The organism is Roseobacter sp. MH60115 (assembly GCF_015644665.1).
Classification (GTDB): domain Bacteria; phylum Pseudomonadota; class Alphaproteobacteria; order Rhodobacterales; family Rhodobacteraceae; genus Roseobacter.
In genome coordinates, this window is record NZ_JADOBQ010000001.1 from 1,055,522 (window position 1) to 1,069,983 (window position 14,462).

Below are 14,462 nucleotides of genomic sequence, written 5' to 3' on the forward strand. Positions count from 1 at the left end.
TCGTGACCCGGAATACCCGGGCACAAGGGAGGAGGCTCCGGAATGGGAGCATTGCTGGCGGTGATGACACCGCTCAGGCTGGTCAATGAGGCCGTGCTCAAACTGGGCAGGGGCCTCGGCGTGGTGGCTGTGGCGCTTATGGTCACGGCGATCCTCATTCAGGTGTTCTACCGCTATGTGCTGAACAATGCGCTGCCTTGGCCCGATGAGGCGGCGCGGTTTTGCATGCTGTGGATGACCGGACTGATGGCGCCCACCGCCTTCCGGCGCGGCGGATTCGTGGCCATCGACACGGTCGTGCGGTTGCTACCAGAGCGTTTGGGCGCCCTGATTTCGCTGATCTTGCTGTTCCTCAGCCTTGGTGTCTTGATCGTCGCGGTGCAGATTGGCTGGTCGGAAGTCACCGGATTTGCTGGAAAATTCGCAACCGCCGCCCTGTACTTGCCCACAGACCTGAGCTTTGAGAGCTGGTTCCGCGTGCCGCGCAGCTGGATGATGGCGTCGCTGCTCTTTGGGGTGACCGCGCTGATTTCGGTGAACATCGAGCTGATCCTGCGCGCGCTCGTCAAGATGATGGGCGGGGCAGAGGCCTTGCCGCCGATTGCGCTCGAAGAGCAGGTAGGAGCTGAATAATGCTGGTCTGGTTCCTCCCGCTCTTCCTGCTGTTCCTGATGATCGGCCTGCCGGTGTTCTTTGGCCTGCTGGCCGCTCCGGGCATCTTGCTGTGGCTGAACGGGCAGGAGCGGGACATCACGCTGCTCTACCGCAACCTCTACAACGGAATGGACAGTTTCCCGCTGATGGCGATCCCCTTCTTTATGCTTGCGGGCGAGCTGATGAACCGGGGCGGTATCACCATGCGGCTGGTGGAGTTTTCCCAAGCCATGATGGGTCATTTCCGGGGAGGGCTGGCCCATGTGAACATTCTCAGTTCCATGCTCTTTGCGGGCCTGTCGGGCTCCGCTGTGGCCGACACGTCTGCGTTGGGGTCGATGTTGATCCCCGCGATGGAAAAACAAGGCTACACTCGCCGCTTCGCCGCAGCCATCACTGCCGCCAGCTCCGTGATCGGGCCGATCATTCCGCCGTCGGGCATTATGATTATCTACGCCTATGTGATGGGCGAGAGCGTCGCGGCGCTGTTCCTTGCAGGCATCGTGCCGGGGGTGATGGTGGGCCTTGGCCTGATGTTGATGGTGAAGTTCCAGGCCGACAAATATGACTTCCCGGTCGCCACGAAAAAGCATTCCTGGGGGGAACGCGGGCAGGCGAGCCTCAAGGCGTTTTTCCCGCTGCTGACGCCAGTGATCATCCTGGGCGGTATCCTTGCGGGTGTCTTTACACCGACCGAAGCGGCTGCTGTCGCCGTGGCTTATGCGCTGATCATTGGGCTTTTCGTGATGCGCACGCTGAAATTCAGCGACCTGCCGGATGTGCTGAACCGCGCGGGGATCACCTCTGCCGTGGTGCTGCTGCTTGTGGGGGCCGCAATGGCCTTCAAGACGGTCGTGAGCCTCAGCCACGCGCCTGAGACCATGGCGGAGTTCGTGCTCAGCCTCACGAGCAACCCGCTGATCCTGCTGTTCCTGATCAACCTGCTGCTGTTCATCGTGGGCATGTTCCTCGATGCGGGCCCTGCGATCATCATCCTTGGCCCGATCCTCGGCCCGATCTTCGTGAGCCTTGGGGTCGATCCGATCCACTTTGCGATCATCATGAGCGTGAACCTGACCGTGGGGCTGGCCACGCCGCCCATGGGGCTGGTGCTGTTCGTCGCCTCGTCGGTGTCAGGTGAACGGGTCGAGACCATCTCCAAGGCGATCCTGCCGTTTCTGGCCGTTGAAATACTGGTGATATTCCTGATTACCTACATACCGGCAATCTCCATGACGGTCCCGCGTCTGACGGGCTTCGCAAACTAAAACCGATATCCAATGGGAGGACTAAAATGATCAAAAACACCCTCAAATCGTTGACTGTCGCGGCCATGCTGGCCGGGTCCGCGATGGCGGCAGCGGCGCAGGACTACACGCTGCGTGCCACGGCCAATTCCAATGAGAATGACGAAGACTATGACGGCCTTGTGGTCTTCAAGAACTACGTGGAAGCGGCTTCCAACGGCGCCATTGCGGTGGAGCTCTTCATCGGTACACAGCTTTGCGGTAACGGCGCAGAGTGTCTGCAAGGCGTGGCCGACGGCACCATCGACATCTTTGTCTCCACCTCGGGCGGGGCCTCGGGCATCTTCCCATACGTCCAAGTGCTCGACCTGCCGTATCTGATGGCCGATGACCGGATTGCCGAACACGTGCTCTCGGGCGATTTCACCCGCAAGATGCGCGAGATGGCGCTGGAAGACTCCGGTGACTCGATCCGCCTGATGACCATCGGCAATACAGGCGGCTGGCGCAACTTTGCCAACACCAAGCGCCGGATAGCAGAGCCGTCGGACATGGAAGGTCTGAAGATCCGCACCGTGGTCGCCGACCTGCCGCAGGAGCTTGTGAAAGCCCTCGGCGCTGCCCCCACGCCGATCCCATGGCCTGAACTCTTCACGTCGTTCCAGACCGGCGTGGTCGAAGGCTCCAAGAACGGCATCACCGACATCATGGGCATGAAATTCCCCGACGCGGGCCTGAAATATGTCACCCTGGACGGCCACGCCTATATGGGTGCGCTGTGGTGGATGAGCAATGCGCGCTTCCAGGAGATGCCGGAAGATATGCGCCGCGTCGTGGTCGATGGCTTCTACGCGCTGCAACAGGCAACCTTCGCCTCACCCAAGCGCAAATCCATCGCGGCCTATGAACAGTTTGTGGCCGAAGGCGGTGACCTCTACGTGCCGACACCGGAACAGAAAGCCGCCTTCAAGGAAGGGGCCGCCCCGGTGTTCGACTGGTTCAAGGGCAACGTTGGTCGCGGTGAGGAAATCTTCGACGCGCTGACCGCTGCGGTTGCCGAAGCGGAAGAAGAGATCGGCGCCGCTCGCGCAGCCGACCTGAACTGACACCAGCGTAGCTCCGAGAGGGCCTGTCCATGCGGGCCCTCTCCATCATTGTTCCAAAAATATGCCCGGCGGCGCGATCTGACACAGGCGCAACACCAGAGGTTTGAAAGCCTCGGCGGCCTAGCGGAACGGATACATCCAGACCTTGTAGTCGGCCACCAGAACATGCGCTTTTTCGATCTCTTCCTGCGTCATCTTCTTCACAACCTCTTCCAGGCTGATCGCCGCGTCCGGGTCGCCACCAATCGCCGACAGCGTGTACCACATGTAGGCGCGGACCAGATCAGGCGCCGGCATCCCGCGCCCGACCTCATAGTACCAGCCGACGCCGGACTGCGCGCCGGGATGCCCCTTCATCGCCGAGCGCAGATACCACTCGAAGGCCCGGATGTCGTCGCGCGGCAGCCCCAGCCCCATGGCGTACATCACACCGATCAACTCTTCAGCATCCGCATTGCCCGACCGCGCCGCGGGCCAGAGCGCGTCATAGGCCTCCTCAAAGCGGCCTTCTTCCATCATGTCGCGCGCCTCTTCGATCTCTGCAAAGGCCGGGGCCGCAAGCAGCGCAAGCAAAAGACATATGGTGCGCATGGGATCGTGATCTCCTGTTTAACCTCCGCTGCCATGGCGGGCGATCTGCCGGCCGCCTTGACCTCCGCCGACTTTCTTGACTTCGACCGCGATCAGGCCGCACTGGGCCAGTCCTTGTTCTACGATACCATCCTGTCGGGCAACCGGAATATCTCTTGCGCTCATTGTCACCACCCGGATTTTGGCACTGGCGACGGTCTGAGCCTTGGTATCGGCGAGGGGGGGCAGGGGCTTGGGCCTGACCGCACGCCCGGTACGGACCTATCGCGTATCGCCAAACGGATCCCGCGCAACGCACCGGGGCTCTGGAACCTCGGCGCACGCGATCTGACGGTGATGTTTCACGACGGGCGGCTGAGCACCTCCGATCTCTTCGGCAACGGCTTCAATTCCCCGGCGGAGGAATGGCTGCCGCAAGGGCTGAACTCGCTGCTGGCGGCCCAAGCCCTGTTTCCACTGGTGGCGCAGTTCGAGATGGCGGGGAACCCCGGAGAGAACGAGGTCATCGGCGCGGTTCATGACCGCATCGACAACGCCTGGCCGATCCTCGCCAAACGGGTGCGTACGGAGAGCGACTACGGTCGGCGCTTTGTGGCGGCTTTCGATCACATCGAGACGCCGGAAGAGGTGACCATCGTCGAGATTGCCAATGCACTCGCTGCCTTCATGGCCATCGAATGGACCAGCATCGACAGCCCCTTTGACCAGTATCTTGCTGGCGACAGCGCCGCGCTGTCGGCGGAGCAGAAAGCAGGCATGGATCTGTTTTATGGCAAGGCAGCGTGCAGCACCTGCCATGCGGGGCCGCTAATGAGCGATCAGAAGTTCCACGCCCTGGGGCTGCCCGCGTTCGGCCCGGGGCGCACCCGAGTGTTTGATCCCTATGCCCGCGACGTGGGGCGCATGGGCGAGAGCAACCGGCTCGACGACGCCTACGCTTTCCGCACGCCGATGCTGCGCAACGTGGCGTTGACCGCGCCCTATGGGCACAACGGCGCCTATGCAACACTCGACGCCATGGTACGACATCATCTCGACCCCGGTGCCATGCGCTATATCTGGCAAAAGCAGGACGCAAATCTGCCAGAGGTGCCATGGTTGGCCGCGACGGACTTCATCATCCAATCGGACAGGCGTGAAATGGCCCGTCAGGCGCGGTCTGTGCCCGAACGGGGGCCAGACCTGACTGAGGCGGAAATCGCTCAGATCGTGGCATTTCTGAACAGCCTCACCGGCACCACGGTCGACACACCGCCCTTCGGCGTGCCAGCGTGGTTCAAGCCCTAAGCGCCTCGGCCAGCGCGCGATAAGACGCCTTCGGTGTCCGCTCCAGCGTGTCAAAATCCACATGGATCAGACCAAAGCGCTTCTCGTATCCCAGCGCCCATTCATAGTTGTCCATGAGCGACCAGAAGGTATAGCCGGCCAGCGGCACGCCCTCACTCATGGCCTCGCGGGCCGCAGCGATATGGGCGTTCAGATAGTTGATCCGCGCCTGATCTGGCACGCCGACTTCGTCCGGATTCGCCATGCCGTTCTCGGTCACATAGAGCGGCAGGCCCTTGGTGTAGGTCTCATGCACCCATGTCAGGAAGTGATGCAGGCCCTTGGGGAAGATCTCCCAGCCCATCTGTGTCTTGGGCAGCGGGCCCTCGACCTCTTCATGCGCGGGCCAAGGGCCGTCAACCGGGGCGATCCGCTTGCAGGTGTAATAATTCAGCCCGCACCAATCCAACGGCTGGCCGATCAGATCGAAATCCTCTTCCCAGCCCTTGGGCATATGCGGGGCGAGGCCCTCCATCACGTCGTCGGGGTAGGCGCCCTTGAAGAGCCCGGCGAGGAAAAACCGGTTATAGTAGCCATCGTAGAGCTGTGCGGCCGCAGCCGCTTCGGGCGTGTCGTCCACCGGGTGTGCATATTCGAAGTTGCACACGGCGCCCAGGTTTTTCACTCCAAGGGCGCGCATCGCCTGGATTGCCCGGCCATGCCCGGTCAGCACGTGGTGCATCGCATGGGCTGTCGCCCGGATATCGCGCAGGCCGGGCGCATGATGGCCCATGAAATGCGACAGCCAGCCCACACACCAGGGCTCGTTGATGGGGGCTGCGCTGAACACCCGGTCCCCGATGCGTTTCATGATCACGGTGGTGTAGTCGGCCAGCCAATGCGAGATATCCGGATTGCGCCAGCCGCCCAGATCGGCCAGCGCCACCGGCAACTCCCAGTGATAGAGCGTCACCATCGGGTTCAGTCCCCGCGCCAGCAGCCCGTCGACCAGCCGGTCGTAGAAGTCGAGACCTTCCTCGTTTGGCGTGCCGCGCCCCTCCGGCAGCACCCGCGCCCAGCTGGTCGAAAACCGGTAGGCATCGAGCCCCAGCGCCTGCATCAGGTCAAGGTCTTCCTCCCAGCGGTGATAGTGGTCGCAGGCGATGTCACCATTCTCCGCCCGCACCACATTGCCCGGCGTGGCGGCGAAAGTATCCCAATGCGTCTTGCCAGCGCCACCAAAGCTGTGCCCCTCGATCTGATAGCTGGAGGTGGCTGCGGCAAATTGAAAATCTGCCGGGAAGTCGGATCGCTTGAAGTCCATCAGATGTCCTTTAGGGGCAGGGGCCGGTCGATGCGCCGATGGCAAGCTCTGCATCCCAGAGCTCGGTGCGTATCTTGTGATCGGGGTGCGCAATCTGGTCAATAAGCAATTCCGCGCATCGGCGGCCCGCTGCGCGTACCGAAGAGTGCACGGCGGTGAAGACGGGCCGGGTCTTGCCATTGGGCAGGTAGGAGATTTCATCGTCAAAACAGAGGACCGAAATGTCTCGGCCCATGACCAGCCCGCGCTCGTGCAGCGCCCTGCGGATGCCAAGCGCAGAGACGATGGAGGAGGCAACGAAAGCGGTCGGTGGCGTGGCGCTGTCCAGCATTTCCTGGGTGGCCAAATGGCCGTAGGGCTCACTCATCTCGCCAGAGCGCATGAGCGCGGAATCCGGGGCGATCCCGGCAGCGCTGAGCGCTGCCAGGTAGCCATCGCGCCGACGCTGCGCAAAATCCATCCGCTCCTCGCCATTGATCAACCCGATCCGCCGATGCCCCAGATCCAGCAAGTGCCGCGTGCCGGTTTCGATCGCGCGCTTGTTGTTCACGTCCAGCCAGGAATAGGGCGTGGTGACTTCCGATGCGCGCCCGTGCACCAGAAACGGGATGTCGAGGTCTGCGAGAAAGGCGATCCGCGGATCGTCCCGCGCCGGGGAATGTACGATAATGCCATCGACCGCCCCCTTGTCCGCAACACCCCGGTAGGCGCTCAACTCGTCTTCATCGCGCACCAGAGAAAGGCTCATGCTATAGCCATGCTGGGCATAGATTTCACCGGCCCCGGCGATGAAATCGGCAAAGACGATGTTCACCATCTCGTTCTGTTTGGAGAAGGGGATGATGTGCCCGATGGACATCGACCGCCCCGTCGCCAGCGTACGGGCCCGGATGTTGGGGCGGTAGTTGAATTCCGCCGCCGCCGCCGTGACCCGCTTGCGGGTTTCCTCGTTGACTTCCGGGTACCCGTTCAGCGCGCGGCTGACGGTGGTCTGGGACAGGTTCAGCCGTTTGGAAAGCTCGCGTAGATTCATAAGACCTGCAGTTTCATTTTTTGCCCTCAAACAGGCCACAGCCTAGGCAGCCCGCTGGCGCAGGTCAAAGCGGAAACGGCAGGACGGTTTCTCAGAGGCGCAGAGCATTGAAAACTTGTCCAGAAACCCAACCGCGAGTTGACACATTTGGCACCTTCCTCCAGTTTTCAGGCATCCAAAGCGCTTTGAAGTGATTCTTTGCGCCCAAAAAATGGTCAAGACGATGTCGAAACAGGCATTGCAACGGGAGGAACTCATGAAGGCACGTTTTTACGCGGGTGCTGCGGCACTGGCTCTGTTCGCTGGGACGGCCCATGCGGATGGGCACCAGCCCTTTGCCGTGGGCGAGGGCGATTTCAGCTGGGACAGCTATACTGAATTCGCTGACAAGTATGACCTGAGCGGTCAGACGGTCGAGATCACCGGCCCCTGGACAGGGGATGAAAAAGCGAAGGTCGACAAGGCGTTTGCCTATTTCACCAGCGCCACCGGCGCGACGGTCAACTATTCCGGATCCGACAGTTTCGAACAGGATATCGTGATCTCTGCGCGGTCGGGTTCCGCGCCGAACCTCGCGGTCTTCCCGCAGCCCGGTCTGGCGGCTGATATGGCGAGCCAGGGGCTGCTGACGCCGCTGCCCGATGGCATGTCCGACTGGGTGCGTGACAATTATGCGGCCGGTCAGTCCTGGGTCGATCTGGGCACCTATGCGGACCAGAATGGCGACGACCAGATGTACGGCATCTTCTACCGGGTCGATGTGAAATCTCTGGTCTGGTATTCGCCCGAAGCCTTTGACGAGGCGGGCTATGACATCCCCGAAACCATGGAAGAGCTGAAAGAGCTCACCGATCTGATCGTGGAAGAGGGCGGCACACCCTGGTGCATCGGTCTGGGATCCGGGGCGGCGACCGGCTGGCCGGCGACCGACTGGGTCGAGGAGATGATGTTGCGCACCCAGGCGCCGGAGGACTACGACGCCTGGGTGGCCAATGAGATGAAGTTCGACGACCCCAAGGTCATCGCGGCCATCGAGGAATTCGGCGCCTTTGCGCGGAATGATGATTACGTCGATGGCGGGGCCTCTGCGGTGGCCAATACCGACTTCCGCGACAGCCCGGCAGGTCTCTTCTCGATCCCACCGAAATGCTACATGCACCGTCAGGCCTCCTTCATTCCGGCCTTCTTCCCGGAAGGGACAACCGTGGGCGACGATGTGGATTTCTTCTACTTCCCGGCCTATGCGGAGAAAGACCTGGGCAAGCCGGTGCTGGGCGCGGGCACGCTTTTCGCCATCACCAACCCGTCAGAGGCGGCCTCCGCCTTTGTCGAGTTCCTGAAGACCCCCATCGCGCACGAGCTTTGGATGGCGCAGGGCGGTTTCCTGACCGCGCATGCGGGTGTGAACACCGAGACCTACCTCGAAGACAGCCTCAAGGCGCAGGGCGACATTCTGCTGAATGCGACCACCTTCCGCTTTGACGCCTCCGACCTGATGCCGGGTGAAATTGGTGCCGGCGCCTTCTGGACCGGCATGGTGGATTACACCACCGGGGCCAGCGCTGAAGAGGTTGCCAAAGGCATTCAGGACCGCTGGGACACCATCCAGTAAGGTTTTTGCACATGGGTCCGGCGGTGTGCGCCGCCGGACCAAACCCGCACATGCGTCTTGGGAGGGATCGCCATGTCACCGCTGCTCCAGGGAATTATCACCGTTATTGTCGGGGTCGGCGGCTGCGTCGGCTATTTCTTCCTGTCCAACCTGATCCTTGACAAGGTCATCTTTCCGCCGCGCGCGGACAACCCGGGCCAGAACATCAACCGCGCCAATCTGGTGCGCCCCTGGCTGTTCCTCTTCCCGGCCATGGCGGCACTGGGGCTCTATCTGGTCTACCCGGTGGTGGGCTCGTTCTACCGCTCGCTCTACAATCGCTCGGGTGATGAATTCATCGGCTTTGGCAACTACACCACCATGTTTGCCGATGATGGCTTCCAGATTGCCTTCTTCAACAACATGCTCTGGGTGCTCGTCGTGCCCGCAGCGGCGACCTTTCTTGGGCTGCTGGTGGCGCAGCTCACCGACCGGCTGAAATGGGGTAATATCGCGAAATCGCTGATTTTCATGCCGATGGCGATCTCCTTCGTGGGGGCCTCGCTGATCTGGAAATTCGTCTACGCCAACAACGCCGACATCGGGCTGATCAACGCGATCCGCGACTTCTTCGGCGCCTCGGAGCCGCTGGACGTGCTGCAGGTGCGCTTCTGGAACAACTTCTTCCTGATGTTCATTCTGGTCTGGATTCAGACCGGCTTTGCCATGGTGATCCTCTCTGCGGCCCTGCGCGGCATCCCCGAAGAGACCATTGAGGCCGCGATCATCGACGGCGCGAACCCGTTTCAGGTGTTCTTCAAGATCAAGGTGCCGCAGATCATGGGCACCATCGTGGTGGTCTGGACGACCATCACGATCCTCGTGCTCAAGGTCTTTGACATCGTCTACACCATGACGGGCGGCAATTTCGGCACCGACATCCTGCCCAGTTACATGATGTCCTACATGTTCCGCGATGACGGGCGTGCAACAGCGGTGGCCTTTGTGATCATGATCGTCGTCTTGCCGGTGATGATCTGGAACATTCGGCAAGCCCGGGCGGAGATGAGATAATGGACAATATTGCAGGCACAAAATCTTCGCTCACCTGGGCCGTCAATCTGTCGGTGATCTTCCTGGTGGTGCTCTGGCTCATTCCTACCGTGGGGTTGCTGGTGTCGTCCTTCCGGGACCGGGACCAGATTTCGGCCTCGGGCTGGTGGCTGTCACCCTTCGCGGTTGAGCAGAATTTCCAGGCCAAGATCCCCGCCGGTGAAGTCCGGCAGGATGGCGACTTCTTCGTGATCGAGGGCAACATCTTCTCGGGCGGTGAGGGCGAGGTGATCCGCTTTGGCGGTGCGCGCTCCAACCCGACCATTGCCGCTGCGGGCGAGACCGCCGAACTAACCCGCGACCGCAGCCTGACGGTGCAGGAAAACGGTGATTTCGTCTACCGCTCGCCTGCGGAGATAAAACGCGACCCGAGCGTCTATTACTCGACCGCGACGCCGCCTGATTTTTCGCTCGACAACTACCAGACCATCCTCTTCTCCAACAATATGGACATCGCCTTCATCAACACGCTGACGGTGACGATTCCGGCGACGATCATCCCGATCCTGATCGCGGCCTTCGCGGCCTATGCGCTCGCGTGGATGGATTTTGCGGGCAGGGGGCTGCTGATCGCCATGGTGGTCGGCTTGCTCGTGGTGCCCCTGCAACTGGCGCTTGTGCCGCTTTTGCAGTTCCACAACAAGATCGGCATCGGGCAGAGCTTCCTTGGCATCTGGATGGCGCATACTGGGTTCGGGCTGCCGCTCGCGATCTACCTCTTGCGCAACTACATGGTCGGCCTACCGCGCGACATCATCGAAAGCGCCAAGGTCGACGGGGCGACGGATTTTCAGGTCTTCACCAAGATCGTGCTGCCGCTGAGCTTCCCGGCGCTGGCCTCTTTCGCGATCTTCCAGTTCCTCTGGACCTGGAATGATCTGCTGGTGGCGAAGGTCTTCCTGCCGTCGAACTCCGAGTCCTGGGTCATGACGGTGAAAATCGCCGATGATCTTTTAGGCTCACGCGGGGGCGACTGGGGTATTCTGGCCTCGGCGGCCTTCATCTCGATTGCCGTGCCGCTGATCGTCTTCTTTACAATGCAACGCTATCTGGTGCGCGGTCTCTTGGCCGGCTCCGTAAAATAAGAAAGCCAAATACGAATGACAAAGATGGAACACCATCTGCACCTGCCCGTGATCGACAAGGACTGGTGGCGCGGCGCGGTGATCTACCAGATCTATCCGCGCAGCTTTCAGGACAGCAATGGCGACGGCATCGGCGATCTGATCGGCATCTCGCAGCGCATGAGCTATATTGCCTCGCTGGGCGTCGATGCGATTTGGATCTCGCCGTTCTTTACGTCGCCGATGAAAGACTTCGGCTATGATGTGAGCGATTATTGCGACGTCGATCCGATGTTCGGCTCGCTGGCTGATTTCGACGTGGTGGTCGAAGCGGCGCATCAACACGGGCTCAAGGTGATGATCGACCTGGTGCTGAGCCACACCTCGGACCAGCACCCGTGGTTTGTCGAAAGCCAGTCGAACCGCACCAACTCCAAAGCTGATTGGTATGTCTGGTCCGACCCTAAACCCGATGGGACACCGCCCAACAACTGGCTTTCGATTTTTGGTGGCCCTGCGTGGCAATGGGACCCGGGGCGCGAGCAATACTATCTGCACAACTTCCTGGTGGAACAGCCGGATCTGAACTTTCACAATGAGGACGTGCAGAATGCCATTCTCGCGACCACGCGGTTCTGGCTGGACCGCGGTGTGGATGGGTTTCGCCTCGACACGATCAACTTCTACTACGCGGACAAGGAGCTGCGCGACAACCCGGCGCTGCCACCCGAACGCCGCAATGCCAATATCGCGCCCTCGGTGAACCCCTATAACCATCAGGAGCACATCCATTCCAAGAACCAGCCGGAGAACATCGAGTTCCTGAAACGGTTCCGGGCACTGCTGGATGAATACCCGGCGGCCGCCTGCGTAGGTGAGGTTGGCGATGCACAGCGTGGCCTTGAGCTTCTGGGAGAATACACCAAGGGCACCGACCGGGTGCACATGTGTTATGCTTTCGAATTCCTCGCCAAGACGCCGCTCGATGCGACACGGGTGGCCCAGGTTTTCGATGAACTGGGACGGGTGGCCAAGCATGGCTGGCCCTGCTGGGCGTTTTCCAATCACGACGTGATGCGCCATGCGACCCGTTGGGACCTGCCGCCGGCAGCGCAGCGCATGTTCGCGACGCTGATCATGTGTCTGCGCGGATCGGTCTGCCTCTATCAGGGCGAGGAACTGGGATTGCCAGAAGCGGACGTGGCCTTCGAGGATCTGCAAGACCCCTACGGCAAGCAGTTCTGGCCCGAATTCAAAGGCCGCGATGGGTGCCGCACGCCAATGGTCTGGGAGGCGTCGAACCAGAACGGCGGGTTTTCCGAAGGGTTCCCCTGGCTGCCGGTCAGCCACGATCATCTGAACCGCTCCGTCGGCGTGCAGGAAGAGGACCCGAGTGCCATCCTGCACCACTATCGCCGCGCGATCGCCTTCCGCAAGGAGCACCCCTCGCTGATCAAGGGGGACCACGGGGGCGTCTTCGCCTACTGCGACGTCTTGCAGTTCACCCGCACCCATGGGGACGAGACGCTCTTTTGCGCCTTCAACCTGTCGGACACACCGTCGCTGCACGGGATGCCGCCGGGTGATTGGGTGACCATCGGGCATGAGCTGGGCGGGGCCACCCCGTCCCCGGATTTCAAACTACACCTGGGGCCGTGGCAAGTCTGCCTCGCCATCAAACAGGGTTAAGCCCAACGTCTTGGGAGGGACAAGGATATGGCAAATCTGAAGCTGACGGATGTGGGCAAGGCCTATGGCGGCAACGTCGAGGTGCTCAAGCACATCGATCTGGATATCACCACGGGCGAGCTGATCGTCTTTGTCGGGCCTTCGGGCTGCGGGAAGTCGACCCTGCTGCGGATGATCGCCGGGCTGGAGAAGATCACCGCGGGTGAGCTGACCATCGACGGCGACCGCATGAACGACGTGCCCCCTGCACAGCGCGGTATCGCGATGGTCTTCCAGTCCTACGCGCTTTACCCGCATATGACTGTGCGCGACAACATGGCCTTTGCGTTGAAGCTGGCCAAAAAATCGCCACAGGAGATTGACGAGGCGGTGGGCCGGGCGGCCAAGGTGCTGCAACTCGATGAATACCTCGACAGGCTGCCCAAGGCGCTTTCGGGCGGCCAGCGGCAGCGGGTGGCGATTGGACGTTCCATCGTGCGTGACCCCAAGGTCTATCTCTTTGACGAACCGCTGTCGAACCTCGATGCCTCCCTGCGGGTGGCCACGCGGATCGAGATTGCGCAGCTGAAAGAGAGCATGCCGAATTCGACGATGATCTACGTGACCCACGACCAGGTAGAGGCGATGACGCTGGCCAGCCGCATCGTCGTGCTGGCCAACAAGGGCATCGCGCAGGTGGGCAGCCCGCTGGAGCTCTACGAGAAGCCCGAGAATGAATTCGTGGCGCAGTTCATTGGCTCACCGGCGATGAACCTGCTGGCGGGCGAGATCGTGGAGACGGGAGAGGTGACGACCGTTTCCTGCCCGGAAGGGGGCGGCACCTTCCAGTCAAATGTGCCGACACGGGACTCGGAAAAGGGTATGAAGATTAACGTTGGCATCCGCCCCGAAGACATGATTGCCACCGACGGCGAGAACTATGCTTTCGCCGACAAGGTCACCATCGTCGAGGCCTTGGGCGAGGTCACGCAGCTTTACTTCGAGGCCCCCAGTTCCGATCACGACACCGACACGGTGATCGCCAAACTGGCCGGGATTCATACCAATATGCGCGGCCAGACCCTGAAATTGACCGCAGACCCGTCCAAAGTACATCTTTTTGCGAATGGAAAGTCACTGCTCTACCGGACGTGACGCGCCGATTTGGCGCGCATGCCCCTGCAATCGGCGTTTTCCTGACAGGAAGATATTCCCTCCTGCGCCGAGAAATGCAAAACTGCAGGGGTTTTTGGTAGATTGCCGGATTTACAGGTGATCCCCGCTGGCATTAGTCTTCAATGTGCCGGGAGGGCGGTGAAAGGAAGATGTCTTGGTAGTGAGTTACAGCACACTGTTGATCCTGTTGTGCCTTTTACAAATTAAACACATGCTGGCGGACTACTTCCTTCAGACGCGGATGATGCTCGATGGACGCGGGCAATACCTGCACCTTGGTCGCTTCCTGCACGCAGGCATCCATGCCGTCGGATCGTTGCTCGCCTTTGTCCTTGTTGGTGCGGCCTTCGCCTTTATTCTTCCGGTCATTCTGCTGGAATGGGCCGTGCATTTCCACATCGACTGGTGGAAGGGGCGCCATACCGCAGATCTGAAACTGACACCCGCCGATGCGGGCTATTGGCGCGCCTCGGGCGTGGATCAGGCGCTGCATCAGTTCACCTATGTCGGTATGATCTGGCTCTGGCTGATGGCGGCAGCGGCCTAGTGATCGCCTCCGCGCGGATCATTCGCACGAGTTAAAACAGACTGCTCCGAGAGATCGGGCACAGCGCCCTTTGGGCCGCACG

General features: G+C 61.0%; 13 protein-coding genes. 10 read left to right on the plus strand and 3 right to left on the minus strand.

Annotation, left to right across the window (positions count from 1 at the left end; translation table 11 throughout):
• Positions 1-42 precede the first annotated feature (42 nt).
• Genes ISX84_RS05000 through ISX84_RS05010 form a run of 3 tightly spaced genes read left to right on the plus strand, consistent with a single transcriptional unit; the run spans position 43 to position 3,007 of the window.
• Positions 43-633, plus strand: coding sequence for a TRAP transporter small permease (locus ISX84_RS05000; RefSeq protein ID WP_195819200.1), 591 nt, complete (start codon positions 43-45; stop codon positions 631-633).
• Positions 633-1,922, plus strand: a complete 1,290-nt coding sequence (locus tag ISX84_RS05005) for a TRAP transporter large permease (protein ID WP_195819201.1) — start codon at positions 633-635, stop codon at positions 1,920-1,922. Before ISX84_RS05000 ends, ISX84_RS05005 begins: the two co-directional genes overlap by 1 nt.
• Positions 1,923-1,948: 26 nt before the next feature.
• Complete coding sequence (locus tag ISX84_RS05010) at positions 1,949-3,007, plus strand: TRAP transporter substrate-binding protein (protein WP_195819202.1); 1,059 nt, start codon at positions 1,949-1,951, stop codon at positions 3,005-3,007.
• Between the two features lie 120 nt (positions 3,008-3,127).
• Here the strand turns inward: ISX84_RS05010 and ISX84_RS05015 are convergent, their stop codons facing one another.
• Positions 3,128-3,598 (minus strand): tetratricopeptide repeat protein, encoded by a 471-nt coding sequence (locus ISX84_RS05015; protein ID WP_195819203.1) that lies wholly within the window; start codon positions 3,596-3,598, stop codon positions 3,128-3,130.
• A 33-nt stretch (positions 3,599-3,631) separates the two neighbouring features.
• Here ISX84_RS05015 and ISX84_RS05020 point away from each other — a divergent pair, with 33 nt between their 5' ends.
• The gene (locus tag ISX84_RS05020; RefSeq protein WP_195819373.1) at positions 3,632-4,885 is read left to right on the plus strand and encodes a cytochrome c peroxidase; all 1,254 of its coding nucleotides are present in this window, start codon (positions 3,632-3,634) and stop codon (positions 4,883-4,885) included.
• Here the strand turns inward: ISX84_RS05020 and ISX84_RS05025 are convergent.
• Together ISX84_RS05025 and ISX84_RS05030 are read right to left on the minus strand one after the other, a co-directional pair.
• Positions 4,875-6,188: a GH1 family beta-glucosidase gene (locus tag ISX84_RS05025; protein ID WP_195819204.1), complete on the minus strand. Its 1,314-nt coding sequence runs from the start codon at positions 6,186-6,188 to the stop codon at positions 4,875-4,877. The two genes, ISX84_RS05020 and ISX84_RS05025, sit on opposite strands and share 11 nt — an antisense overlap.
• 10 nt (positions 6,189-6,198) lie before the next feature.
• Positions 6,199-7,221: a LacI family DNA-binding transcriptional regulator gene (locus ISX84_RS05030; RefSeq protein ID WP_195819205.1), complete on the minus strand. Its 1,023-nt coding sequence runs from the start codon at positions 7,219-7,221 to the stop codon at positions 6,199-6,201.
• Between the two features lie 256 nt (positions 7,222-7,477).
• Between ISX84_RS05030 and ISX84_RS05035 the strand changes: the two genes are divergently transcribed.
• The 6 genes from ISX84_RS05035 to ISX84_RS05060 all read left to right on the plus strand — a co-directional run bounded on the left by ISX84_RS05035 (position 7,478) and on the right by ISX84_RS05060 (position 14,380).
• Positions 7,478-8,833: an ABC transporter substrate-binding protein gene (locus tag ISX84_RS05035; RefSeq protein ID WP_195819206.1), complete on the plus strand. Its 1,356-nt coding sequence runs from the start codon at positions 7,478-7,480 to the stop codon at positions 8,831-8,833.
• A gap of 72 nt (positions 8,834-8,905) precedes the next feature.
• Positions 8,906-9,886, plus strand: a complete 981-nt coding sequence (locus ISX84_RS05040) for a carbohydrate ABC transporter permease (RefSeq protein ID WP_195819207.1) — start codon at positions 8,906-8,908, stop codon at positions 9,884-9,886.
• Complete coding sequence (locus ISX84_RS05045) at positions 9,886-11,010, plus strand: carbohydrate ABC transporter permease (RefSeq protein WP_195819208.1); 1,125 nt, start codon at positions 9,886-9,888, stop codon at positions 11,008-11,010. Before ISX84_RS05040 ends, ISX84_RS05045 begins: the two co-directional genes overlap by 1 nt.
• 15 nt (positions 11,011-11,025) lie before the next feature.
• The gene (locus tag ISX84_RS05050; RefSeq protein WP_195819209.1) at positions 11,026-12,678 is read left to right on the plus strand and encodes an alpha-glucosidase; all 1,653 of its coding nucleotides are present in this window, start codon (positions 11,026-11,028) and stop codon (positions 12,676-12,678) included.
• Between the two features lie 27 nt (positions 12,679-12,705).
• A complete protein-coding gene (locus ISX84_RS05055) occupies positions 12,706-13,812 on the plus strand; it encodes an ABC transporter ATP-binding protein (RefSeq protein WP_195819210.1) in 1,107 nt (368 codons plus the stop codon).
• Between the two features lie 181 nt (positions 13,813-13,993).
• Positions 13,994-14,380 (plus strand): DUF3307 domain-containing protein, encoded by a 387-nt coding sequence (locus tag ISX84_RS05060; protein WP_318166993.1) that lies wholly within the window; start codon positions 13,994-13,996, stop codon positions 14,378-14,380.
• The last annotated feature ends 82 nt before the right edge of the window (positions 14,381-14,462 follow it).

Bases quoted from the DNA above. Each gene is read 5' to 3' on its own strand.
- ISX84_RS05000 (WP_195819200.1), top strand. From the start codon at position 43: ATGGGAGCATTGCTGGCGGTGATGACACCGCTCAGGCTGGTCAATGAG.
- ISX84_RS05005 (WP_195819201.1), top strand. From the start codon at position 633: ATGCTGGTCTGGTTCCTCCCGCTCTTCCTGCTGTTCCTGATGATCGGC.
- ISX84_RS05010 (WP_195819202.1), top strand. From the start codon at position 1,949: ATGATCAAAAACACCCTCAAATCGTTGACTGTCGCGGCCATGCTGGCC.
- ISX84_RS05015 (WP_195819203.1), bottom strand. From the start codon at position 3,598: ATGCGCACCATATGTCTTTTGCTTGCGCTGCTTGCGGCCCCGGCCTTT.
- ISX84_RS05020 (WP_195819373.1), top strand. From the start codon at position 3,632: ATGGCGGGCGATCTGCCGGCCGCCTTGACCTCCGCCGACTTTCTTGAC.
- ISX84_RS05025 (WP_195819204.1), bottom strand. From the start codon at position 6,188: ATGGACTTCAAGCGATCCGACTTCCCGGCAGATTTTCAATTTGCCGCA.
- ISX84_RS05030 (WP_195819205.1), bottom strand. From the start codon at position 7,221: ATGAATCTACGCGAGCTTTCCAAACGGCTGAACCTGTCCCAGACCACC.
- ISX84_RS05035 (WP_195819206.1), top strand. From the start codon at position 7,478: ATGAAGGCACGTTTTTACGCGGGTGCTGCGGCACTGGCTCTGTTCGCT.
- ISX84_RS05040 (WP_195819207.1), top strand. From the start codon at position 8,906: ATGTCACCGCTGCTCCAGGGAATTATCACCGTTATTGTCGGGGTCGGC.
- ISX84_RS05045 (WP_195819208.1), top strand. From the start codon at position 9,886: ATGGACAATATTGCAGGCACAAAATCTTCGCTCACCTGGGCCGTCAAT.
- ISX84_RS05050 (WP_195819209.1), top strand. From the start codon at position 11,026: ATGACAAAGATGGAACACCATCTGCACCTGCCCGTGATCGACAAGGAC.
- ISX84_RS05055 (WP_195819210.1), top strand. From the start codon at position 12,706: ATGGCAAATCTGAAGCTGACGGATGTGGGCAAGGCCTATGGCGGCAAC.